Here is a 20,896-nt window from a genome sequence, read left to right as displayed (position 1 = left end):
ATGACAACAGTTGAACGCGGCTCCGGTCCGCCCCCGCTGTCCCCGGCGGTCCGCCGTCGGCGCTTCGGCGGGGACGGACCGTGGCCGTGGCTCTTCATTGCACCCCTGGTGCTCGGAATCAGTGTCTTCTACCTCTGGCCGATTGTGCAGACCGTGGGCACCTCGTTCACCGAAACGGGACCGTTCGGCGGATCCGCTTTCTCCGGCGTCGAGAATTACGTCGAGCTGTTCACGGACCCCCAGCTGTACCGCTCCCTGGGCAACACGCTGCTCTACACCGGCATCGTGATGCTGGGTATTCCCATTGCGGTGTACCTGGCCAGCCTGCTCAACCTGCCGGGCCTGCGTTTCGCAGCGGTGTACCGGGTGCTGTTTTTCCTGCCCTACGTTGCCATGCCCACCGCGGTGGCGATGGTGTGGCGGATGATCTTCAACGGCGACTTCGGGCTGGTGAACTACGGCCTGGGGTTCCTGGGCATCGACGGGCCCTACTGGATCAGCACCCCGTTTTTCGCGATGGTGGCGGTAGCGGTGGTGGGCCTGTGGTCCTCGCTAGGGTTCAGCCTGATTGTGCTCGCGGCCGGGCTGAAGAACATTCCGCCGGAACTGTATGAAGCGGCCGAGCTCGACGGCGCGAGCCGCTGGGGACAGTTCCGGAACATCACCGTTCCGCTGCTCTCACCGAGTGTTTTCTTCGTCACCATCGTGACGGTCATATCCAGTTTCCAGCTCTTTGACCTGCTCTACGCCATCTTGGGCAGCAGCAACCCGGTCCTGCCCAAAAGCATGTCCCTTGTGTACTTCTTCTACCGGGAAGGCTTCGTCAACAACGACAAGGGCTTCGCCGCGGCCATCGCCATGGTGATCCTGCTGATCATCGGCGTCGTCACCCTGCTGCAGTTCCGATTCCAGAAGAAGTGGGTGCAAAGTGACTGACCGACTACTGCCGGCGCGCACGCCCTCCGCTGTTGTGCCCGCGGCCTCCGGCGCGGATGTTCGTACCGGCGACGGGCAGCGGCCGGCCCGGATTGTGAAGGCACAGGCACGGCGGCGCGCACGACGGCGGGGCGGGTCCCACGTTGTGGCGCACCTCGTTCTCGGGCTGGGCGCGCTGGTGATGGCCTTCCCGTTCCTGTGGCAGATTGTGATGTCACTTTCCACCAACGCGGAGGTTCAAAGCGTCACGCCGGTGTTCTGGCCGGCGGAACTGCAGTGGTCCAACTACGCCGAGGTCTTCGAGCGGTTGCCGTTCCTGGACCAGCTGCAGAACTCCGTGCTGATCACCGTGATCCGCACCATGGCACAGATCCTCTTCTGCACCCTGGCCGGCTACGCCTTTGCCCGGATGCGGTTCCGCGGCCGGTCGGTCCTCCTTGCCCTGGTGCTGTCCATCCTGATGGTGCCCTCGCAGGTGTACCTGCTGTCCCAGTACCAGATTGTGCAGGGCCTGGGGCTGCTGGACAGTGTGGGCGGCCTGGTCCTGCCGGGGCTGTTCAGCGCCTTCGGGACCTACCTGATGCGCACCGCGTTCCTGTCCATGCCGGCGGAACTGGAGGAGGCCGCCCGCCTGGACGGCGCCAACCCGTTCCAGATCTTCTGGCGGGTGATGCTGCCGCTGGCCCGGCCCACCATCAGTGTCCTGGCCATCACCACGGTGCTTTGGTCCTGGAACGAACTGCTATGGCCGCTGGTGGTCACCACGTTCAGCGACCGGATGCCCCTGTCCGCCGGGCTCGCGACCCTGATCGGTGACCGGACCACCGACTATCCGGTGGTGATGGCGGCAAGCCTGCTCGCCATGGCGCCGGTGCTGCTGATGTTCATTTTGCTGCAGCGGCGCGTGATTGACGGCCTGGCCTCGAGCGGCCTCAAGTAACCCTTCCTCCAGCAACTCCCTCAAGTTTCCCTCCCAAGTAACCCCCCCTGGAATAACCCTAGGTACCTGGAGAATCATGAAACGATCCTTAGCAGTCCTTTTAGTTGCCGGTCTTGTCACCGCAGCGGACCCGACGGCGGCCGCGGTCGCCGTCGGAATCCCGGGGGAGGGGCCGCCCGGCGTTTCCGTCTCCGTTCCCGGCGACGCGGCCAGCACCGTTGCCTATGAACCCAGCGACTCGGTGATTGCGAATCCGCAGCGCGGTTTCTACCACCACACCGCGACGCACTTCAATACGGCCAAACCGGAGCAGAACACCCCGCTGACAGAAGCCGACCTGGCGGGCCTGCGGTCCAAGGGCATCACCCAGATCCTGCGGGTTGTATACCTGGAGGACTTCGCAGCCAATCCGGTGCTTGACGAGCGGGTCCTGTCACAGCTTCAGGCGGACTATGACACCGCACGTGCTGCCGGGATCTCGGTGATTACCCGGTTTGCTTATGTGGGGGATGACGGCGGCGCCACCCCGCCCTACGGTGATGCACCCCTGGACATCGTCCTGGCGCACATCAAGCAGCTGGGGCCGGTGCTGCGCGCCAATGCAGACGTGATTCCTGTGGTGCAGAACGGCTTCATCGGACGGTGGGGCGAGGGGTACTACACGGACCACTTCGTGGCCGATCCGGCGAACCCGGGCGTGGTGACCGAGCAGGACTGGGCTAACCGCTCCGCCGTTACCCAGGCGCTGCTCGACGAGCTGCCTGCGGACCGCGGGGTCCAGGTGCGCACCATGGCCACGAAACAGCATCTGCTGAACGTTCCGCCGGCCGCGTCGAGCGCGGTAACGGCCGAGCAGGCCTTCACTGATACACCCATCGCCCGGATAGGGCACCACAACGACTGCTTCCTCTCGGATTACGACGACGGAGGAACCTACCTGTCGGACCCGCGGACCCTGGATTACGAGTATCTCGCCGCGGACAGCGTTTACGTTCCGGTCGGCGGGGAGACGTGCAAGGTGGTCCCCTCCCGCTCCGAGTGGGAGACAGCCGCCGTGGAACTCGCCAGGTACCACTACAGCTACCTCAACACCGACTACAACCGGCTCGTACTGGACTCCTGGGGCGAGCCGGCGCTGGCCGAAACCGCCAAGCGGCTTGGGTACCGCTTCGTGATGGAGTCTTCCACCGTTACACCGGCGGAAGATTCGGTTGAGGTTTCCGTCGATATACGCAATGACGGCTGGGCGGCTCCCTATCTCCCGCGGACAGCCATGCTGCAGCTGACCGGCAGCGACGGTACGTCCGTGTCGGTGCCGTTTACGTCCAATGCCGATGCCCGCCACTGGCTTGCCGGCACCACCACCACACTCTCGACTACCCTCAGCCTGTCTGATCCGGCGATCGCAGCCCTTGCCGAAGGCAGCTATTCCCTTTCGCTTGCGCTGCCGTCGTCGGACGCCCGAACAGCCGGTGATCCCCGGTTCGCCGTGCAGGCTGCGAACCTCGGCACCTGGAATGAAACCGACGGCACAAATGCGCTGAACCAGGCCGTCGTCGTCGGGCCCCGCGCCGCGGCACCCTCCGCCGCGCCCGCTTTCGCCGGGGCCGCTGTGCCCTGATCGGCGGTGCCGTTCTGCCGGGGCGCCCGGTGCAACGTACCTGACGGGGCTCCCTGCCCGCCGTCGGATAGAAGGCAGGCCTTCCGCTTTGTGCGGAGGGCCTGCCTTTCCCGTTGCGGCGGTATCCCATCACTACGCGGGACAAACCTTGCCGCCCTGAAACACACTCTGGTGATGGGTGTAACCGCACCACCATTGGCACGAACAATCTTGGGGTTTAAATGAGCCAAACCGCGCAAGCACAGTTTTTTCCCGGAGTGCCGGGAACCCGGCCCATCCAGCAGCAATCCGGCAGCACCGCCGTGTGGTCCATCCTGGAAATAGCGGCGGACCCGCAGCAGGGGACCCGGCAGCAGAGTGCAGAGCCGGAGTATGCGGGGGATGGAATTATCCGCCATATCGTCATTCCGCTTAGTGCCAAGGCCCAGAGCTGGGGCGGGTACAGGTTCGGTTTTTCGCGGAGCAAGGAACCGGACCATCCGGCGGTGCAGCTGCATCTGCTTGCCACTCACGAAACCGTCGAACGGGTCTGGAAGTTTGCGCACGCGCTCGCGGAGGGCAGCACAGCCAAACTCGGAGCAGTGAAGCTCACCCGATCGTCGGATGTCGTGTATCCGCCCCGGCCCGGGGAACGGGTACCCGAGCTCATGGAGGCAACGTTTTCGCGGTTCGGCGGTGCGCAGGGCCTGAAACTGGCATCCGATGTTGCCGAAGTGTCCATGGACCTGGCCCTGTGGGCGGTTAACCGCTTTCCCCGGCCCAGCATGCGCTCCATGCTGGCGGCCCTGCTCCTCTTTGACACCGCCCATGCCATGATGCGCGGCCCCCGGTCCGCTGTATGGCCGGACCGCAGAACCACCAGCTGGGACTTTTACTGGAACACGCATTTGCAGGCGTGCACCGCGTCCTTCAGCGGACGGACGGAACAGGGCCGCAAGGTCATGTTGGCGCAGATGGCACCGAGGATTACGCCGGCACACCGGGTGATGGGAGCCCTGGCCTCCGAGCCGTCAGTGGATCTCTGGCGCAAACGCTGGGCGCAGACCATTGATCTGTACTTGTACCGGGTGGACAAGCAGCGGATTAGCCGCAGTGCGCAACGGCTGGCCCTGGCATCTAGCGGAGTCCTCCAAAACCGGCTCGGCATCCCCCTGCGCGAAGAGGCGGCGCTCGGTATCTACGCCCGTGCGTGGAGCAAGGAGAAGGAAGCCCAGCTTCACGGCCAGGGCTAACCAGGACAACCGCCCGGCCCCGGCGGGCCGGGCGTGCGGTTTCAGAGCCGGCCGGCTGGCGGATGCGGACCGGGACCGCCAATCAGGCGGGCCAGTGCGTCGGCCGGATCCTCGAGTTCGGCGCCGTGCGCAAACAGGATGCGGGCGGGGCCCAGGTCCGCGATGCGTTCCAGTGATTCCTCGGCGCGGGCGGCATCTGCGGTGAATACCTCAGGCCCGCGGACGACGTCGCCCTGATCCGAGGCCGCTGCGTCACCGATGAACAGTGTTCCCGTGGGTTCGTGGAAGAGGCTCACATGGCCCTCGGTATGGCCCGGGGTGGCCAGGACATTGAAGTCCTGGATGGCGGTCCCTTCGCTGATGGGAGTGATTGCGTGCGGTGCCCGGATATCCGGCGCGTCTGCACCGCCCGCGTAAATGGCGGCCAGCGGAGCCCGTGCCGCAACCGCGGAGAGTGAGCCGATATGATCCGGGTGCAGATGGGTCAGGACAATGTCCCGGACGTCGTCGAAGGTCCCGCCCAGAGCCCGGACCGCCGCTGCGATGCCCGCTTCGGTGTCGGCAATTCCGGTATCAATGATGACAATGCCCGCTGGCTGGGCCACGGCGTAGCAGCGCACGTTCATGGCCAGCGGTTCGGGACCTGCAATCCCGGCGGGAACCACGGTCTCGCGCACCGTTTCTTCGACATCCAGGCGGGCGTTTCCGCCGTTGGCAGGTTCGCTCATGGCCACTCTCCTTAGCTGGAATTCGGCCCTTCCAGCGTATTCCGGAGGGACGGCCACGGATACCGCCTAACGCTTTTTCATTCAGTGCGCAGCGGTCAGGATGCAGCGCTCAGGACCCTAAGCATTTCAACGAACCCGGGGAAGCGTCCTTCCAGTTCGGCGGCACGCAACGACATCAGGCAGCGCGTCCCTTCGGGATCGTTTTGAACAATGCCCGCCTCGCGGAGGATCTTCACATGGTGGCTCAGCGTCGACTGGCTCACTCCGAAATCGAACTCACTGCCCTGGTGCACCTGTCCGTCCAGAAGCTCCTTCACGACGGCTAGCCGCACGGGACTTGCTAGAGCATGCATTACCTGGTGAACCGGGATGTCCTTCAGGGACGGGTGAACGACGACGCGCATACAGGGATGCTAGCATTCATCGATTATCGACGAACAACGATATAACTCTTCCGTTGACCTGGAGGTCACCCTTGAGCACTTCCGAACTTAGCCTCTCCGGCATCACGATCAACGCTGCAAACCCCCAGGCCCTTGCCTCCTTCTGGGCAGCGGCCGTCGGCGGGGAACCGGCCGGCAATGACTCCGACATGTTCCTTTCATCCGATGCCGGGAACGGACTGCGGTTCCACTTCCACCGCAGCACCACCACAACGGCCGACGAGCAGAAGATGCATCTGGACTTCCGAGTCGAATGGGGGAAACGGGAGGCCGAGGCCGAACGCCTCATCGGCCTCGGGGCAACACTGCGTTGGGAAGTGCTGGATGAACATCCAGGCATGCGCCTTTCCGTGCTTGCGGACCCGGAGAATAACCTATTCTGCGTCGTAGAAGTCCAGTCCGCTTAGGGGCGGGCGCCGGCGGATCCAGACGGCGGTGTCGGGTGGGAGGAATCCTTCCGGGGTCAGGGGTGATGATGACAGCAGGACGTTTCCGTCCGGCAGCGGGCAGGGTCCATCGCCCATCGCCACGGCCAGCAGGATCTGATCGCCGCGTTCGCAGAGCAGCAACCCATCCTCCCGGACATGCCAGCTGCAGGCGTCGTCGGGCGCGAAAATCCCCTCGGCGAGCAGCTCGGTGCGCAGTCGAAGTGCCCCGGTAACCAGATGCAGGGCCGAATGGGGATCGCCGCGGTGCGCTTCCACGGACCGTGATCCCCAGAACGCCGGCTGCGGCAGCCAAGGCTCAGCTGCACCCGGAGGGGAAAAGCCGTAGGCATTTTCGGGAGCTGTCGTCCAGGGCAGCGGAACGCGGGCCCCGTCACGGGACACCCCGCCGCGCGCCCACATGGGATCCACCCGGGCGTGAACCGGCACGTCGACGTCGGGAAGGCTGAGTTCCTGGCCTTGGTAGATGTAGGCGCCCCCGGGCAGTCCGAGGATGGCAACCAAGCCGGCGCGCGCCCGAAGAAATCCGCGGTCACCGCCGCCGAAACGTGTCACGGAGCGGCTGATGTCGTGGTTCTCCAGCGCCCAGGTGGGCGGCGCCCCGTGTTCTTTGCGGGCGGCTTCGAGTTCGGTGCCGACGGCGGCCCACGCGGCGGCGTCCCAGCCCAGCTTGACGAAGGCAAACGCGAAGGCCTGGTGCATTTCGTCAGGGCGGGTGTACCGGGCGGCGCGGTCCGGTGCCAGGTTCACCTCGCCGACAAGCACCCGCCCCGGGGAGTAGGAGTCGGCAACGCGGCGCCAGCGCCGGTAGACCTCGTGCACTTCCTCCTGATCGGAGACTTTCGGGTTGGAACGCAGGCCGTCGACGACGGGGTCCGCGGTTGGCGCGTCCGGCAAACCGTCGGCTTTGAACAGCGCGTGGGCGACGTCGATCCGCAGGCCGTCCACCCCCTTGCCGAACCAGAAGCGAAGCACGCCCTCGAAGTAGTTGCCCACCGCCGGGTTGCGCCAGTTCCAGTCCGGCTGTTCCGGGGAAAAGAGGTGCAGGTACCACTCCCGGTCCGTCTCGGAGCTCGGATTCACCCGGCTCCAGGCGGTGCCGCCGAAAACGCTTTGCCAGTTGTTCGGCGGGGCGCCGTCGTCGCTCCCGGCCGAAAAGTGGAACATCGCCCGTTCCGGTGAGCCGGGCCCGGCGGCGACGGCGGCTTGGAACAGCGGATGCTCCGATGAGCAGTGGTTGGGCACCACATCGAGGAAGATCCGCAGCCCCAGCGCGTGGGCCGATTCGAGCAGCTGGTCGAATTGGTCCATGGTGCCGAAGAGCGGATCGACGGCGCAGTAGTCGCTGACGTCGTACCCCTGGTCCACCTGCGGGGAGGGCTGGAACGGGGTCATCCAGATGCCGTCCACGCCCAGCGAGGCAATGTACGGCAGGCGGTCCAGCAGACCCGCAAAGTCGCCCACCCCGTCGCCCACCCCGTCGCCGCCGCCGTCGGCGAAGGACCGCGGGTACACCTGGTAGATCACGGCATCCTGCCACTAGCCGTCCCGCTGGGCGTGCAGCGCGGACCCGCTCATTTGGTGCCTCGGGTATGCGGGTTTTCAAACCCGCGGGCCTGCAGCATGCGCTCGACGGCGGTGACGACGGCCTGCCGGCGGGCGGCAACTTCATCACCTCTTTCGTTGAGGTCGGTAAGCCCTTTCGGCGAGAGCTGCCAGGCCTGCGCGATGGCGTAAATGAAAACCAGAAGGTCAACGGGTGAAAGTGGGCGGGCGGTCGCGGCAGCGACGGCGAGGGTTTTGTCGCGGTAGATGTCGCTCGGCTCGGCGGTGGCCTCCGGCCGCTCGAGCTGGGCCCACATGCTCAGGCGGAGGACTTCCGGGAAGCGCTGATGGTGGTCGAATACGTCTCCGGCCCAGCCGGCCAGGTCCTCGGGGCGCGGGGGGACGTTCGCGGCCATGCGCCGCAGCGCTTCCGCGAGGGTGGCGTCAAACAGGCCGCTTTTGCTGCCGTAGTACGCGTAGATCATCCGGACGTTGCTCTGTGCCTGGGAAGCGATCCGCTCCACACGCCCGCCGGCGAAACCGTGGGCGGCAAACTCCACGGTTGCTGCAGCGAGTATCCGCTCCCGCGTGGCTTCAGCGTCACGTGCCATCTGTTTCCCCTTCGATAGGTATTGACCGGCCGGTGCCCGCACACTAGCTTATCGGTAAGTATCCATTTACTTACAGGAGATGACATGACCCGCATAGCCCTCGTGACCGGAGCCAACCGCGGACTCGGACGGGCCACCGCACTCGCCCTGGCCCGGAACAAGATCAAAGTGGTCGCCGCAGCGCGGGGCGATGCGCGCGACGTCGTGGACGAAATCGTCGACGCCGGCGGTGAAGCCATCGCGGTCCGGATGGATGTTGCGGACCCCGCCTCCATCGAGGCGGCCCGCGTCGCGGTGCTTACCGGCATCGGACAGGAATGGGACGCAGCCACCATCGATGTGCTGGTCAATAACGCCGGGGTGGGACTGTTCGCACCACTGGGGGCTATTACGGCGGAGGAATTCGACACCACCTTTGCCGTCAACGTCCGGGGGCCACTATTCGTCACGCAGGTCTTCCTGCCGCACCTGGCGGACGGGGCAAGCATTGTGAACGTGTCGAGTTCGCTCAGCAGGCATGTCAGCCCGGCGACCTCCGTTTATGCGGCGTCGAAGAAGGCGCTCGAAGCGCTTACCCGGAGCCTCGCTGCCGAACTGGGACCGCGCGGCATCCGGGTCAACACGATCGCACCGGGGCCGACCGCGACGGACTTCAACGGCGGAGCCATGCGCGACAGTGAGGCCATGCGCCAGGCGCTGTCCGGGCAGACCGCCCTGGGGCGGGTGGGCGAGCCGGAGGACATTGCCGATTCGATCGCTGCCCTGGTGTCGCCTGAGTTCCGCTGGGCAACGGGAGAGCGCATCGAGGTATCCGGCGGTGTGCTGATGTGAGGAATGGGTGCAGTACGGCAAAAGCGTGGCAGCTGCTTAGAGATATTCCCCCGGCGTTGTAATCCAGGCCGACACCGCGGAAGCGAGGACGATCGCCAGCACAACGGTGCAGAACAAGGCGAACGGCAGCCATTGCCGCCAGGGGGAGCCTGGGTGATGCCGCCCCTTGGCATGCTTCGGCGGGGATTCAGTCCTCAACGAGTGGGTACGCCGGCCGAGTCGACGGGAAAACTCTCAATGACTTTGCCGGTCGCGGTATGACCCTAGCAAAGCGGTGCACGATTGGTGGGGGTAATGAAGGCTTGCCCGGCGGTCCGTCTTGTGGAGCCGGTTTATTCCGTCAGAAAGCGGGCAATCACTGCTGCCGAAGCGTGAAGCTGGTCTGCGAATGAGCCAGATGGTCCGTTTCTGAGGGTACGCACGTACGCGGCGTGGAAGATCCCGGCGGAGAAGACTCCGATGCTGTGGGCATCTGCCGGAGGGGTGCCGCGAAGGGCGAGGCCTGCCGCCAGAGCGGCGGCCATGTCGGCCAGTTTTGTCCGCTCGCGTTCCTGAAGCTCGAGGCTGTTGTCGATGAGGTCCTGGCGGAGCGCCTGGGCTGCCGGGTCGGCAAGGAGGTAATCGCCGACCTGTGCGAGGGCTCCCATGACGGCGTCCCGTGCCGTCACTTCCGGGGCGTACTCCTCGACCAGCCGGGTAATCCGAGGGATATTCGTGCGTGAGGCGGCAAAGAGCACCTCGCGTTTGTCCGAGAAGTGACGGAAAAAGGACCTGCGGGCCAGGCCGGCCTTCTCGGCGATGTCGGTGACCGTGACTGAGTCGTAGCCGTGCTGCCGGAACAGCTCGACGGCGGCCGTGACAAGCCGCTCTTGCGGGTCGGGGTTCCAGCGAGGCATAGGTCCAGTCTATCCATGACGACACTGGGTGCCGTAGGGTGGCCTGACGGCACCCAGTGTCGTCATTGATGGGCGATGGAGGACGACATGGATGACAAGCCAATAGACGAGATCTGGATTTTGGGGGCGACAGGCAAGGTGGGCAGGGCCCTCGCCGGGCGGCTCACTGCAGCACGCATCCCCGGAGTGGTTCTGGTGGGTAGGTCGGCGGAGCGGCTCGCATCGATCGCCGAGACACTCGACGGCCCTATCCGGACGCGGCGGCTTGCGGGCTTCGCCGAGATGCTGGCCGCAGTGCAACGGGAGCGCCCGCTCGTGGTGGTCAACCTCCTCGGTTCCTATGCCGGGACCGCGGTCCCGCTGGCGAAGGCGTGCATGCCGAACGGCAACTACGTCGACCTGTCGATCGACAACGACACCCTCTCGGGCCTCATTGGTCTTCATGACGAGGCCCGCGCCGCGAACAGCTCGGTTATCGGCGGTGCCGGTTTCGGGGTGCTCGCCACAGAGGCCCTGGTCGTGCGGCTCTGCGCAGGCATGCCCTATCCTTCGCGGGTGCAGATCGATGCGCTGAGCTCCTCCGCGTCCGAAGACGGGGTCATGGGGGAGGCGCTCGCCGTAACAGCTGTCGACGTGATGGCCCTGGGCGGACGGGCCTACCGCGAGGGGCGCCTCACCCCGGTGCCGCTCGGCTCGAACCTCCGAAATCATGCGCTTCCGGACGGGACCACCGTGAAGTCCGCTGCGGTCCCCTCAGGCGAGCTCTTTGCCGCCCGTCAGGCCAGTAATGCGCCAACCATAGACTTCACTTCCGCGCTGGCACCGACGTCGCCGTTGATCCGCCCCGCCCTCCCGCTATTGTCCCGGCTGCTTCAGATTCCGTCGATGAGGCGCATGATGATCACCTCAATGGCGACAAGCAAGACTCGAAGGGCGCCGCGCCCCCGCCCGCACTCGTGGGGCCACGCCGTCATTGACTGGGCCGACGGCACCCGCCGCGAGAGCTGGCTGCGCGCCGACGACGCCATGGACTACACCGCCGACGTACTCACCGCTGTCGTCCGGGCCCTTCATGCCGGAACGGCACCCCGCGGCGCCTACACGCCTGCCGCCGCCCTCGGCCTCGGCCTGGCCACGGACGCGGGAGCAACCTTCCTTGACGGCTGAGGACCACCGCATCGTGCGGGCACTGGCACTCCGGCAGTTACCCCATGCCGGCGGACAGCGTGATCTGCTGGGGCCCGCCCGGCGTCGGGAAGCCCGTCAGCTATCTGCGCCCTGCTCCCGTGGGCCGGCCATCTGCTGCGTGCCCAGCACCACGGCCAGGGCCAGGCGGTCGGCATCGGTGCTGCCGGGTTCGGCCGTGTAGACCATCACGTGCAGTCCGTCGCCGGCAACGGTGAGGGTGTCGCAGTCCAAGGCGAGGTCGCCGACGTCGGGATGCCGGATGGTTTTGTGCCGCGGCTGATCCCCGCCCAGGCCGATATTTCCGGCGTCCCATAGCCGGGCAAAGCGCTCGCTGTCTCGGGCTATGGTCCGTGCCAGCTGCCCGGGGCGCGGGTCGGCGGGGTAGCGGGCGGCGGCCATCCGCAGGTCCGACGTCAGCCGGGCCTCCAGATCGGCGAGTTCAGCCGACGTCGAGACGGCCCGGGAGCCGGGGCCGACGAAAAACCGCCACAGGGTGTTGCGCTCAATGCCCCGCCAGGAGGAGGTGTCGCCCATCAATGCGTTGTACGGCTGATTGGCGGTGAGCAGGGTCCAGGTGGCATCGAATACGGCAACGGGGTTGTTGCCGAGCCGGTCCAGCAGCCGCTGAATGCTCGGCGGGATCCGGGTGGGGATCAGTTCCGCTCCCGGAACAGCCTGTCCGGCCAGCCGGAAGATCAGTTCGCGTTCCGTATCCGTCAGCCGCAGTGCCCGGGCGAGGGCTTCGACCACCTGCGCCGAGGGTGAGGTTGCACGGCCCTGTTCCAGGCGGACCAGATAGTCCACGCTGATCCCGGCCAGCACCGCCAGTTCCTCCCGGCGCAACCCGGCCACGCGGCGTCGTGCGCCAACCGGCACGCCAACTGTTTCGGCGGTGAGGCGGTTCCGCCAGCGGAACACCGCCCGGCCCAGATCCAACGTTTCCATCAGGACAGTCTGCCGTGCCCGGACAGGCTTGTCATGGGACTGGCGTTCCTAGGAAAACCAGGAGCCTGCCTATCGGGTCGGACAGGGATCAGGATGGCGGTATGACAACCACACTGATTACCGGTGCCAACAAGGGCCTCGGCAAGGAAACCGCCCGCCGGCTGCTCGCCGCCGGGCACACCGTCTACATCGCCGCACGGGACGAGGAGCGCGGGCGGAAGGCCGCCGCGGAACTCGGCGCCCGCTTCGTGCAGCTCGACGTCACCGACCAGGCTTCGGTGGACGCCGCCGCCAAGCAGGTGGAGTTCGACGGCGGGCTGGACGTGCTCATTAACAATGCGGGCGTGGAGGGCAGGCAGCCGGACAACTCCATCCTGGGAGCCGCCGAAACCACTGCCGACACCATGCTGGAGATTTTCGATACCAACGTTTTCGGCCTGGTGCGGGTCAGTCACGCCTTCCTGCCGCTGCTGCAGCGTTCCAGCACCCCGGCCATCGTGAATGTCTCCAGCGGACTGGGTTCCCTCGCCATGCTCAGCGATCCGGACAGCTATACCCACTTCTATCCCGGCATCGCCTATCCGGCGTCCAAAGCAGTGGTCAACGCCGTCACCATCCAGTTCGCCAAAGCCTTTCCCGGCATCCGCGTCAACGCGGTGGACCCGGGCTATACGGATACGGACCTGAACGGCCATACCGGCACCCAGACGGTGGCAGAGGGTGCCGGCATCATCGTGGCCATGGCCCAGGCAGGACCGCAGGGACCGTCCGGCACCTTCACCTCGAAGGACGGCCCGGTGGCTTGGTGACGAAAGCAGCTTAGAAGACGCGTTCGGCCACGTTCACGCGGGCGGCCGACGCCAGCGCGGACCGGACCTTCTCCGCGGGGGTCGTGCCGGGAACCGAGCTCATCAGCTGGTCATCGGGTGTGCTGGGATCCGCGAGGTAGAGGCGGGTATAGCCCGCGGAGTCCGGCTCAAACCGCCAGCTTTCGGCAAGGGTGCCGGCGTCCACGGCGTCGTAGCCCAGCCCGTCGATGAGCGCCGCCGCCTCTGCCTTGGCCGCACCGTCGTCGGAGGCGATGGGCAGGGCGGAGCGGTCCGCGGCACCGCTGGGGCGGGCAAGAAGCGGAATGTGATGCGCCAGGATGTTATTGAACGCCTTGACGTACTGCGCTCCGGGAAGCCAGCTCTGCACCAGTTCACTGGTGGTGACGGTGCGGTCATCGAGTGCGGCGATGCGCCCGTCCCGGGACGGGTAGTAATTGCTGGTGTCCAGGACGATTTTCCCGTCCAGCAAGCCGGCCGGAAGCTCGGAAACCGCTTTGAGCGGAATGGACAGTACGACGGCGTCGCCGAGTTTCGCGGCATCCTCCACCGTTCCGGCCGTGGCCAGCGGCCCGAGCTCGGTGACCAGGTCTGAGAGCGTTTCAGGTCCGCGCGAATTGGCGATCACCACGTTCATTCCCGCGGCAACCGCGAGCCGGGCGACGGCCGATCCGATGTTTCCGCTTCCGATGATTCCCAGTGTCGGCATTACATATTCCTTCGATAGTGTTCAGCTGGACGGACCGCGGTGTCCTGCGGCCTCTCTATGGAAAGAAACCGCTCCTGCCGTAGAGGAATTCCCCGGGCGGCGGGGCCCTCGGAACTGAAGACCGGACAGGCACCTGAACGGACAAGGACTCCCATGGAACTGGAACTCGATGACCTGCTGGCGGCGCTGAACGCCGGCGAAACGATTACCGCCGGTTCGCCCCTGCATGGGGCCATGCACCACACCAGTCAGGTGGCCCTGCAGATCACCGGCGAACTCAACAGCGGGTATCACGAACCGGCCCGGGTGCGGGAATTGCTGACCCGGCTCACCGGGAAACCGGTGGATGAGTCCGTGTCCCTGTTCCCGCCGTTCTCCTCCGATTTCGGCCGCAACATCGCCCTGGGCAAACGGGTCTTCATCAATGCCGGCTGCCGGTTCCAGGACCAGGGCGGGATCAGCATTGGCGATGATTGCCTGATCGGCCACAACGTGGTCCTGGCGACGCTGAACCACGATCTGGCGCCGGACCGGCGGGCGGATATGCATCCGGCACCGGTCACGCTGGGCCGGAACGTCTGGCTCGGGTCCAACGTCACGGTGCTCCCGGGGGTGAGCGTCGGCGACGATTCCGTGGTGGCCGCCGGCGCCGTCGTCACCAAGGATGTTCCGGCGCGGTCCCTGGCGGTGGGATCACCCGCACGCGTAATCCGGACGCTCGGGGACTAAGCCCGGATCAGAATCAGACGCATTTGAGCCGGCGTTGCGGCCCGGCAGGCACCTCGGCGCGGATCCCGTCGTCGATGCTCACCAGCCCGCCGGTCAGTACGATGCCCATGATTCCCGTCTTGCGCACCACTTTTCCTTCGCTGTCGCGGGGCAGCACCGCTTTAAGCAGCCCGGTCTGGAATCGGTCAATCTGCCGGCAGGGATTCCGCAGGCCGGTAACCTGAACGACGGCGTCGGGCCCTATGCGCAGGAGTGTTCCCGCGGGCAGGTTCAGGAGATCGATGCCGCGGGTGGTGATGTTTTCCCCGAGGTCGCCGGGACGCACCTCGAAGCCGTCCTGCGCCAGTTCATCGAACAGTTCCGCATGGATCAGGTGCACCTGCCGCAGGTTGGGCTCCGTGGGGTGGAACCGCTTTCGAAACACATGCTGCACAGTGGTGCCGGAGTGCGCGTCTCCATCAACGCCCAGCCCTTCCACCAGCAGAACCGATTCCACCCGGTCCTTGCTGAAGTTGTGCTTGCTGCTTCGGCTGACGGAGAGCACCCTCGAATCCGTTGTTGAGGCGCTGCCCGCAGCTTCACTCTCTTGGCTGACAGGTTTGTTCGCGGCCGCTGGAGTGCTGCTGGACGTCATGTGATGGATCATTCCATGATTCGGCACGGTGCCTCCATATTCTGCAGAGGGTATGGACTAGAAATCCGCGGCCAGATGCCGATTGCGTCCCTCAATGAGCTTCTTCAGGTAGCGCGCCAGCACCAGTTTCTCCACTGCCCGCCCGACGACGCCGAACGGTGCCTCGAACTCGATCCGGTCAACCATGGTGGTGCCGGCGGCATCCTCGCTGAAATCGTGGACGTGCCGGAACCGCCGGAACGGGCCTCGGATCTGCTCATCGACGAAGCGGTCCGGCGGCTCCATCTCCGTGACCCGGCTCGTCATCCGCAACGGAACTCCGAAGTGCCAGGCCCGCCAGGTGACTTCCTCGCCCTTGGAGATGAGGCCGGACGTTACGCCCCCGACCGCCTCTTCGCGGGACCGCGCCATCGAATCCTTGTGGACGTCAATACTCCGGGCCCGGTCGAACAGCTCCTGGATCGGCAGAGCTGTCCGAGTGGTGCACTCAAAGTAAACGGTCATGGTTCGAGTATGCAGCCCTGGGCTAACTCGCTTCCATCTCACCCGCAGTAGCGCGGACGTAGCTCTCGAGCACGGATCGCAATTCGTCGGCAGCACGGTTCACGACGTCGATCTCGTCAGGCGCGAACACCGCTAGGGCAGCGTCGAGCTCCTGGGCTAAGGGTTGGAAAAAGGCGTCGGCGGCGTCGTTGATCGACTTTGTGGAGCGCAGCGTCACGACGCGCCGGTCGGTGTGCTCCCGTGTCCGGCTGATGAAGCCCGCCTCCTCCAGGCGTGCCAGCAGGATCGACGTCGCGCCCGGGGACAGCCCGATGCGCGCCGCAAGACCGGCGGGGGTGAGCGGCCGGTCCTGGTCTTCGTGTTCAATGATCTGCACAACCGCCGCGGCGTCGGTGGAATGCATGTGGTTACTGCGTGCGAACAGGCGGACGAGTTCGTTCTGCGCCGCCGTGAAGGCCAGGAGGCTGGCGATGATCTGTTTCCGCTGGGTCGGGGGTCCGGCAACATCTGCCATCGCTGCACACTCACTTCCTGGATCGTTGGTGCCCATAGTTTATTCGCAAAATAATTTTGCGTCATGGCAAAACTCTCTTTGCAAACAAATAGTTTTGTTGCATAATCATTTTGCAACAGCACAACTTGAGGGGCCCGCAGACGGTCTCCTCGTTCCAACGAAGGAGATCGATCATGAAGCCCATTGTCATCATTGGAGCCGGCCTCGCAGGATTGACGCTCGCACGCGTCCTGCACCTCAACGGCATCCCCGCGGCCGTGTACGAGGGGGAACCCTCGATAAACGCACGTACGCAGGGTGGCCAGCTCGACATTCACGACTTCAACGGCCAAGCCGCCCTCGAGCAGTGCCAGCTCATGGATGAATTCCGTTCAATCATCAACATGGGGGCAGAGGCCATGCGGTTCCTCGACTCTGACGGGGAGCTCGTGGGCGAGATCCCCGACGATGGGGAACTGACCAACCCCGAGGTACTGCGCGGCGAGTTGCGCCGCATCCTGGTGGAGTCGCTGCCGGACGGTGCCATCCAGTGGGGTCACAAGGTCGCCTCGATCCATGGCAGCGGTACCAGCCACACCGTCGTCTTCGCCAACGGTTCATCGGTCGACGCGGATATCCTCGTCGGCGCGGACGGCGCCTGGTCACGGGTCCGGTCCTACCTCAACGGCGCAGCCCCGGAATATCTCGGCACCCTCTGGGCAGAGACGTTCCTACACGACGTCGAAGCCCGCCACCCGGACAGCGCGCAACTCGTCGGCCGGGGCGCGATGCTTGCGATGCAGCCCGGCCGGGGGATCTTCGGGCACCGCGAAGCGAACGACATCATCCACAGTTATGCCGTGCTCAAGAAGCCGCTGTCCTGGGCGGAAACGCTCGACACCACAGACCGTGCCCAGGCACTGCAGGTTATTGCCGACCAGCTCGGCGAAGGATGGTCGCCCGAACTCCGGCAGCTGCTGACTGCCGGCGATGCGGACCCCGTCATCCGTCCGATCTGGGGCCTCCCGCTCGGCCACACCTGGGACCGGATACCTGGAGTGATGCTCGTCGGCGACGCCGCGCACCTGACACCGCCGGACGGCGACGGCGCGAACTGGGCCCTCTACGACGGCGCGGAACTGGGCAGGCTGATTGCAGCCTCACCGGATGACGTCGATGCCGCGTTCGATACGTTCGCCGAGGAGATGCTGCCGCGCAGCGCCGCGTCATCCGAGGAGGGCTACCAGTCCTTCGAGAGCACCTTCGGCTACAACGCGCCCGCCACCCTGCGGAACATGATGGAGGGCGTCAAAACCTACGGCCGCGAGTACCACGACTGACCGGAGCAGCTGGCGGCGGCCATTTCAGAGCTGTCATACTATTTGCCGCTGAAAACCGGGAACCGGCTGGACCTGCCGTAGTCGCTGATGCGCAGGCGCCACAGGGCGCTGATGTCCTCGTCGGAAATGGTGAAGTCCACCTGGGCGTTCTCCCGCATATGGTCCGGATTGGCCGTCTTCGGCAGCGGGACCGTGCCCAGCTGCAGGGCGTAGCGGATGCACAGCTGCGGAACGGTCACCGAGTAGCGCGCTGCCATGTCGGCGACGTCGGTGTTCTCCAGGATCTCTCCGTGCGCAATGGGGGAGTAGGCCTCAATGAGGACGCCCTGCCCGGTGCAGTAGGAGAGGAGGTCATCCGGGGTATTGCCCACATGGAACAGCACCTGGTTCACCTGCGGGGCCACCGTGCAGACCTCGATGATGTTCTCCAGGTCCGACTGTTCGAAGTTGGAGACGCCGATGGAGCGGAGCTTGCCCGCCTGCTGGGCTTCCTCCAGCGCCCGCCAGGCCTGCCGGTTGCCTTCGGCGTAGGTGCCGCCGCGCCAGTCGTTCCAGGGCTGGGGGCTGTGGATCAGCATCAGGTCCAGATACTCCAGGCCCATGGTGGCAAGGGACCCGTCAATGGCGGCCACGGCGCCGTCGTAGTCCTTGATCTCGGCGGCCAGCTTGCTGGAGACAAACAGCTCACCGCGGGGAACCCCGCCCGTGCGCACGCCCTCGCCCACCCCGTGCTCGTTGCCGTAGGCCTGCGCGGTGTCAATGTTCCGGTAGCCGATCTCGACGGCGTCCCGGACCGCTTGCGCCGCGGCGTCGTCGTCAATAAACCAGGTGCCCAGACCCAGCTTCGGAATGGGCCGGCCGTTGGCCAAGGTGTACGTGTCATCCAGGACCATGGTTCCTGCTCCTCACCGATCAGCGGAACACGCTCTTGCCTGCCATGGTCCCGTAGTCTGCGGGGAAGGGAACGCGCATTGAGGCGGGACGCGGCTCATCTGAGCGTATTCCGGCACGGGCCGGATGGACCCGGCCGGCGGCAAGTTTTTCCGGCTGCTGGCGGGCGTCGCGGCGGAGTGCTTGCCTGGGAAGGGGCGGGCCGGGCATAAGGAGCGCACCATGACGGCACAGGATCCCCCTCCCGCGTCAGCGTGGCGTCGAGAGCGCGGTAGCGGTGCCGGTCAGGTGCCGGGTGAGCAAGTCGGCTGCCTTCTCGGCCTCCCGCGCCAGTGCTGCCTCTTCGAGCGCGCGGTGCTCGCCGGCTCCGTCGCGGTGCGGTGCAATTGCGGCCGACCAGCGCCGGGCGAGCTCAGTGGCGGTCCACATGCGATCGAAGGTTTCCATCAACACCTCGTTGCCGCAGGCGTCCAGCAGTGTGCGGTGGAAATCATGGTGCGCAGCCGCCCAGGCATCCGAGAAATAAGCGTCACCCTCGTGCTCATACGGAGGCGTGCCGGAGAGCCGATGATGGGCCGCCCGTACCCGGGCCTCCCACTCCAGATCTCCCCGCTCGGTAGACATGCGCAGCATCGCGGGCTCGAAAATTGCTCTGGCCTGCGCCAGTTGCTGCCACCGGTCATCGCCGACGGTGGGGACCGCGAAACCGCGGTTCGGCAGCCGCTCGGCCAAACCCTCGCCGACAAGCCGCAATAGCGACTCCCGGGCGACGGCGAGGCTCACGCCGTGCTGGTCGGCCAACTCCTGGGGGCGGAGTGGCTGCCCGGGCCGAACGGCTCCGTGCAGCACCGCTGCCCGTAAGAGCGAGTAGACGCGTTCGGAGGGCGCTTGGCGCTTGGCGTCGGCGGTGGGTGTCATCTCCCCATCATAGAGCTCCTTGCACATAATCGATTATTAACGTAATAATCGATAGCCAAACACGCCAATCGCGGACAGGAACACCATGACTGAAAACAACCCATTCTCCCGACTGCCGGAAGTTCCGACCTTTCCACTCACCAGCGAGAACGTCAGCGACGGGCAGCCGCTGGCTCTCGCGCAGTGGTCGGGCATGTCCGGAGTGCCGGGGGGCCTCGATGCATCTCCGCAGCTTTCCTGGTCGGGCGCACCTGCAGAAACCAAGAGCTACGCGGTCACTGTCTATGACCCGGACGCGCCCACTGGGTCCGGGTTCTGGCACTGGGCAGTGGCCAATATTCCTGCCAGTTCAACAAGCATCCCGGAAGGCGCCGGCGACGACGACGGATCGCGCCTGCCCGAAGTCGCCGTGCAGCTTCCCAATGATGCGCGTGCAGCTCGGTTCATCGGCGCCGCGCCGCCCGCCGGCCATGGACGACACCGCTACTTCATCACGGTAACGGCCCTCGACATCGACGCAATCGAGGTCCTAGCCGATGCCACCCCGGCAACCCTGGGCTTTCTGATGGCCGAACACACGGTCGGCCGCGCCTGGCTTGTGGGAACCGCCGAGACGCCGGCGGTCTGATCGCGATGGCGATAAACGGAGTACACCTGCCTCGGAATGATCGGGGAGGTACGCCCACAATCGTTATCACTGGCGCCACAGACGGACTCGGCAAGGCGCTGGCGTTCGAACTGTCCGGCCACAGCGGGATTCGATTGGTCCTTCACGGTCGAAGCCCGGAGCGGCTGGAAAAGCTGGAAAAGGAGCTGACCGGCGGCGCGGCGGACATCACCACGGTGCAGGCCGATTTCGCGGAGCTGGCACAGGTGGCCCGGCTCGCTGACAGGATCCGCGGCCTGACCGATGACATATCCGTTCTAGTAAACAATGCCGGCGTGAGCTCCGGCCACGCCCGCCAGCTCAGTGCGGACGGCCACGAACTGTGTTTCGCGGTCAACCACCTTGCACCCTTCCTGCTGACAAAGCGCCTGATGCCCCTATTGCGGGCGGGTGCGCTGCGGGCGGGTGCGCCGGCCCGTGTGGTCAACGTGGCTTCTCTCAGTCAGGCCTCTCTCGACTTCGACGACCTGGCGATGGCTCACGGATACACGCGACAGCGCGCCTACTCAGTGTCGAAACTGGCCCTGGTTATGGCGGGAATGGAGCTGGCAGAACGTTACGACCCCGGAGTCCTCACCGTTAACAGCGTCCATCCCGGCACCTACATGCCGACAAAGATGCTCGATTCGCCGGAACTCAGCATCGACAGTTTGGATACCGGTGTGCGGTCCATACTGCGGCTGGCCTTTGCCCCTGAGCTCGCGCACATTACAGGACGGTTTTTTGACCGGTGGACCGAAACGCACGCCCACCCCGATGCGTACCGGTCAGAGCTCCGCACGGAGCTATGGGAAATCAGCAACGAACTTACGGCTGACTGAC

Annotated in this window: 23 protein-coding genes and 1 pseudogene; 12 read left to right on the top strand and 12 right to left on the bottom strand. The window is 65.6% G+C overall.

All coding sequences use genetic code 11. The annotated features are described in order from the left end of the window. The 4 genes from QNO06_RS15690 to QNO06_RS15675 all read left to right on the top strand — a co-directional run bounded on the left by QNO06_RS15690 (position 1) and on the right by QNO06_RS15675 (position 4,729). Complete coding sequence (locus QNO06_RS15690; protein WP_227911968.1) at positions 1-936, top strand: carbohydrate ABC transporter permease; 936 nt, start codon at positions 1-3, stop codon at positions 934-936. Further along, on the top strand, positions 929-1,876 hold the full coding sequence (locus tag QNO06_RS15685; protein WP_227911967.1) for a carbohydrate ABC transporter permease: 948 nt from the start codon (positions 929-931) through the stop codon (positions 1,874-1,876). The genes QNO06_RS15690 and QNO06_RS15685 overlap by 8 nt, the downstream gene beginning before the upstream one ends. 76 nt (positions 1,877-1,952) lie before the next feature. Then, complete coding sequence (locus QNO06_RS15680; protein ID WP_227911966.1) at positions 1,953-3,497, top strand: DUF4832 domain-containing protein; 1,545 nt, start codon at positions 1,953-1,955, stop codon at positions 3,495-3,497. A 221-nt stretch (positions 3,498-3,718) separates the two neighbouring features. Beyond that, complete coding sequence (locus QNO06_RS15675; protein ID WP_227911965.1) at positions 3,719-4,729, top strand: lantibiotic dehydratase C-terminal domain-containing protein; 1,011 nt, start codon at positions 3,719-3,721, stop codon at positions 4,727-4,729. 137 nt (positions 4,730-4,866) lie between these two features. Here the strand turns inward: QNO06_RS15675 and QNO06_RS15670 are convergent. Continuing rightward, positions 4,867-5,355: pseudogene (locus QNO06_RS15670) on the bottom strand (MBL fold metallo-hydrolase); the annotation flags it as partial. A 197-nt stretch (positions 5,356-5,552) separates the two neighbouring features. Beyond that, positions 5,553-5,861, bottom strand: a complete 309-nt coding sequence (locus tag QNO06_RS15665; protein ID WP_227911963.1) for an ArsR/SmtB family transcription factor — start codon at positions 5,859-5,861, stop codon at positions 5,553-5,555. A 71-nt stretch (positions 5,862-5,932) separates the two neighbouring features. Here QNO06_RS15665 and QNO06_RS15660 point away from each other — a divergent pair, with 71 nt between their 5' ends. Further along, the gene (locus QNO06_RS15660; protein ID WP_227911962.1) at positions 5,933-6,307 is read left to right on the top strand and encodes a VOC family protein; all 375 of its coding nucleotides are present in this window, start codon (positions 5,933-5,935) and stop codon (positions 6,305-6,307) included. On the opposite strand, the gene QNO06_RS15655 is transcribed toward QNO06_RS15660, so the two are convergent. Further along, positions 6,275-7,873: an alpha-amylase family glycosyl hydrolase gene (locus QNO06_RS15655; RefSeq protein ID WP_227911961.1), complete on the bottom strand. Its 1,599-nt coding sequence runs from the start codon at positions 7,871-7,873 to the stop codon at positions 6,275-6,277. The genes QNO06_RS15660 and QNO06_RS15655 overlap by 33 nt on opposite strands. A gap of 47 nt (positions 7,874-7,920) precedes the next feature. Beyond that, the gene (locus QNO06_RS15650) at positions 7,921-8,502 is read right to left on the bottom strand and encodes a TetR/AcrR family transcriptional regulator (RefSeq protein WP_227911960.1); all 582 of its coding nucleotides are present in this window, start codon (positions 8,500-8,502) and stop codon (positions 7,921-7,923) included. Positions 8,503-8,586: 84 nt separating this feature from the next. Between QNO06_RS15650 and QNO06_RS15645 the strand changes: the two genes are divergently transcribed. After that, complete coding sequence (locus QNO06_RS15645; protein WP_227911959.1) at positions 8,587-9,333, top strand: SDR family NAD(P)-dependent oxidoreductase; 747 nt, start codon at positions 8,587-8,589, stop codon at positions 9,331-9,333. Positions 9,334-9,665: 332 nt separating this feature from the next. Here QNO06_RS15645 and QNO06_RS15640 read toward each other — a convergent pair whose 3' ends face one another. After that, positions 9,666-10,229, bottom strand: a complete 564-nt coding sequence (locus QNO06_RS15640) for a TetR/AcrR family transcriptional regulator (RefSeq protein WP_227911958.1) — start codon at positions 10,227-10,229, stop codon at positions 9,666-9,668. Between the two features lie 87 nt (positions 10,230-10,316). On the opposite strand from QNO06_RS15640, the gene QNO06_RS15635 reads away from it, so the two are divergent. After that, positions 10,317-11,396 carry a saccharopine dehydrogenase family protein gene (locus QNO06_RS15635; protein ID WP_227911957.1) on the top strand — a complete coding sequence of 360 codons (1,080 nt, stop codon included), beginning with the start codon at positions 10,317-10,319 and terminating at the stop codon, positions 11,394-11,396. 96 nt (positions 11,397-11,492) lie between these two features. On the opposite strand, the gene QNO06_RS15630 is transcribed toward QNO06_RS15635, so the two are convergent. Then, on the bottom strand, positions 11,493-12,362 hold the full coding sequence (locus tag QNO06_RS15630) for a helix-turn-helix transcriptional regulator (RefSeq protein ID WP_227911956.1): 870 nt from the start codon (positions 12,360-12,362) through the stop codon (positions 11,493-11,495). A 101-nt stretch (positions 12,363-12,463) separates the two neighbouring features. Here QNO06_RS15630 and QNO06_RS15625 point away from each other — a divergent pair, with 101 nt between their 5' ends. Further along, positions 12,464-13,171: an SDR family NAD(P)-dependent oxidoreductase gene (locus tag QNO06_RS15625; RefSeq protein WP_227911955.1), complete on the top strand. Its 708-nt coding sequence runs from the start codon at positions 12,464-12,466 to the stop codon at positions 13,169-13,171. A 10-nt stretch (positions 13,172-13,181) separates the two neighbouring features. On the opposite strand, the gene QNO06_RS15620 is transcribed toward QNO06_RS15625, so the two are convergent. Beyond that, complete coding sequence (locus QNO06_RS15620) at positions 13,182-13,898, bottom strand: NADPH-dependent F420 reductase (protein WP_227911954.1); 717 nt, start codon at positions 13,896-13,898, stop codon at positions 13,182-13,184. 159 nt (positions 13,899-14,057) lie between these two features. Between QNO06_RS15620 and QNO06_RS15615 the strand changes: the two genes are divergently transcribed. Continuing rightward, complete coding sequence (locus tag QNO06_RS15615; protein WP_227912410.1) at positions 14,058-14,627, top strand: DapH/DapD/GlmU-related protein; 570 nt, start codon at positions 14,058-14,060, stop codon at positions 14,625-14,627. A 13-nt stretch (positions 14,628-14,640) separates the two neighbouring features. Here the strand turns inward: QNO06_RS15615 and QNO06_RS15610 are convergent, their stop codons facing one another. From QNO06_RS15610 to QNO06_RS15600, 3 genes are read right to left on the bottom strand one after another with little or no spacing between them, the layout of a single operon-like run. Then, positions 14,641-15,261: an MOSC domain-containing protein gene (locus QNO06_RS15610; RefSeq protein ID WP_227911953.1), complete on the bottom strand. Its 621-nt coding sequence runs from the start codon at positions 15,259-15,261 to the stop codon at positions 14,641-14,643. Between the two features lie 57 nt (positions 15,262-15,318). Further along, positions 15,319-15,765: an SRPBCC family protein gene (locus tag QNO06_RS15605; RefSeq protein ID WP_227911952.1), complete on the bottom strand. Its 447-nt coding sequence runs from the start codon at positions 15,763-15,765 to the stop codon at positions 15,319-15,321. Positions 15,766-15,787: 22 nt separating this feature from the next. Continuing rightward, positions 15,788-16,279, bottom strand: coding sequence for a MarR family winged helix-turn-helix transcriptional regulator (locus QNO06_RS15600; RefSeq protein ID WP_227911951.1), 492 nt, complete (start codon positions 16,277-16,279; stop codon positions 15,788-15,790). A gap of 173 nt (positions 16,280-16,452) precedes the next feature. Between QNO06_RS15600 and QNO06_RS15595 the strand changes: the two genes are divergently transcribed. Next, positions 16,453-17,598: an FAD-dependent oxidoreductase gene (locus tag QNO06_RS15595; protein ID WP_227911950.1), complete on the top strand. Its 1,146-nt coding sequence runs from the start codon at positions 16,453-16,455 to the stop codon at positions 17,596-17,598. A gap of 38 nt (positions 17,599-17,636) precedes the next feature. On the opposite strand, the gene QNO06_RS15590 is transcribed toward QNO06_RS15595, so the two are convergent. Beyond that, a complete protein-coding gene (locus QNO06_RS15590; RefSeq protein WP_227911949.1) occupies positions 17,637-18,491 on the bottom strand; it encodes an aldo/keto reductase in 855 nt (284 codons plus the stop codon). 247 nt (positions 18,492-18,738) lie between these two features. Next, entirely contained in the window at positions 18,739-19,407 is a 669-nt protein-coding gene (locus QNO06_RS15585) for a GntR family transcriptional regulator (RefSeq protein ID WP_227911948.1), read from the bottom strand. An 85-nt stretch (positions 19,408-19,492) separates the two neighbouring features. Between QNO06_RS15585 and QNO06_RS15580 the strand changes: the two genes are divergently transcribed. Together QNO06_RS15580 and QNO06_RS15575 are read left to right on the top strand one after the other, a co-directional pair. Beyond that, on the top strand, positions 19,493-20,035 hold the full coding sequence (locus QNO06_RS15580; protein WP_227911947.1) for a YbhB/YbcL family Raf kinase inhibitor-like protein: 543 nt from the start codon (positions 19,493-19,495) through the stop codon (positions 20,033-20,035). Between the two features lie 5 nt (positions 20,036-20,040). Continuing rightward, complete coding sequence (locus QNO06_RS15575; RefSeq protein ID WP_227911946.1) at positions 20,041-20,895, top strand: SDR family NAD(P)-dependent oxidoreductase; 855 nt, start codon at positions 20,041-20,043, stop codon at positions 20,893-20,895. The last annotated feature ends 1 nt before the right edge of the window (position 20,896 follow it).

Origin of the sequence: Arthrobacter sp. zg-Y20 (assembly GCF_030142075.1) — a bacterium.
GTDB lineage: Bacteria > Actinomycetota > Actinomycetes > Actinomycetales > Micrococcaceae > Arthrobacter_B.
Note: the sequence above shows the minus strand (reverse complement) of the source record. Positions and strands in the feature narration are given on the sequence as shown.

What these genes read in the sequence shown, in the direction of transcription:
- QNO06_RS15690 (WP_227911968.1), top strand. Translation starts at nt 1, where the DNA reads ATGACAACAGTTGAACGCGGCTCCGGTCCGCCCCCGCTGTCCCCGGCG.
- QNO06_RS15680 (WP_227911966.1), top strand. Translation starts at nt 1,953, where the DNA reads ATGAAACGATCCTTAGCAGTCCTTTTAGTTGCCGGTCTTGTCACCGCA.
- QNO06_RS15675 (WP_227911965.1), top strand. Translation starts at nt 3,719, where the DNA reads ATGAGCCAAACCGCGCAAGCACAGTTTTTTCCCGGAGTGCCGGGAACC.
- QNO06_RS15665 (WP_227911963.1), bottom strand. Translation starts at nt 5,861, where the DNA reads ATGCGCGTCGTCGTTCACCCGTCCCTGAAGGACATCCCGGTTCACCAG.
- QNO06_RS15650 (WP_227911960.1), bottom strand. Translation starts at nt 8,502, where the DNA reads ATGGCACGTGACGCTGAAGCCACGCGGGAGCGGATACTCGCTGCAGCA.
- QNO06_RS15645 (WP_227911959.1), top strand. Translation starts at nt 8,587, where the DNA reads ATGACCCGCATAGCCCTCGTGACCGGAGCCAACCGCGGACTCGGACGG.
- QNO06_RS15640 (WP_227911958.1), bottom strand. Translation starts at nt 10,229, where the DNA reads ATGCCTCGCTGGAACCCCGACCCGCAAGAGCGGCTTGTCACGGCCGCC.
- QNO06_RS15635 (WP_227911957.1), top strand. Translation starts at nt 10,317, where the DNA reads ATGGATGACAAGCCAATAGACGAGATCTGGATTTTGGGGGCGACAGGC.
- QNO06_RS15630 (WP_227911956.1), bottom strand. Translation starts at nt 12,362, where the DNA reads ATGGAAACGTTGGATCTGGGCCGGGCGGTGTTCCGCTGGCGGAACCGC.
- QNO06_RS15625 (WP_227911955.1), top strand. Translation starts at nt 12,464, where the DNA reads ATGACAACCACACTGATTACCGGTGCCAACAAGGGCCTCGGCAAGGAA.
- QNO06_RS15620 (WP_227911954.1), bottom strand. Translation starts at nt 13,898, where the DNA reads ATGCCGACACTGGGAATCATCGGAAGCGGAAACATCGGATCGGCCGTC.
- QNO06_RS15610 (WP_227911953.1), bottom strand. Translation starts at nt 15,261, where the DNA reads ATGACGTCCAGCAGCACTCCAGCGGCCGCGAACAAACCTGTCAGCCAA.
- QNO06_RS15605 (WP_227911952.1), bottom strand. Translation starts at nt 15,765, where the DNA reads ATGACCGTTTACTTTGAGTGCACCACTCGGACAGCTCTGCCGATCCAG.
- QNO06_RS15600 (WP_227911951.1), bottom strand. Translation starts at nt 16,279, where the DNA reads ATGGCAGATGTTGCCGGACCCCCGACCCAGCGGAAACAGATCATCGCC.
- QNO06_RS15595 (WP_227911950.1), top strand. Translation starts at nt 16,453, where the DNA reads ATGAAGCCCATTGTCATCATTGGAGCCGGCCTCGCAGGATTGACGCTC.
- QNO06_RS15590 (WP_227911949.1), bottom strand. Translation starts at nt 18,491, where the DNA reads ATGGTCCTGGATGACACGTACACCTTGGCCAACGGCCGGCCCATTCCG.
- QNO06_RS15585 (WP_227911948.1), bottom strand. Translation starts at nt 19,407, where the DNA reads ATGACACCCACCGCCGACGCCAAGCGCCAAGCGCCCTCCGAACGCGTC.
- QNO06_RS15580 (WP_227911947.1), top strand. Translation starts at nt 19,493, where the DNA reads ATGACTGAAAACAACCCATTCTCCCGACTGCCGGAAGTTCCGACCTTT.
- QNO06_RS15575 (WP_227911946.1), top strand. Translation starts at nt 20,041, where the DNA reads ATGGCGATAAACGGAGTACACCTGCCTCGGAATGATCGGGGAGGTACG.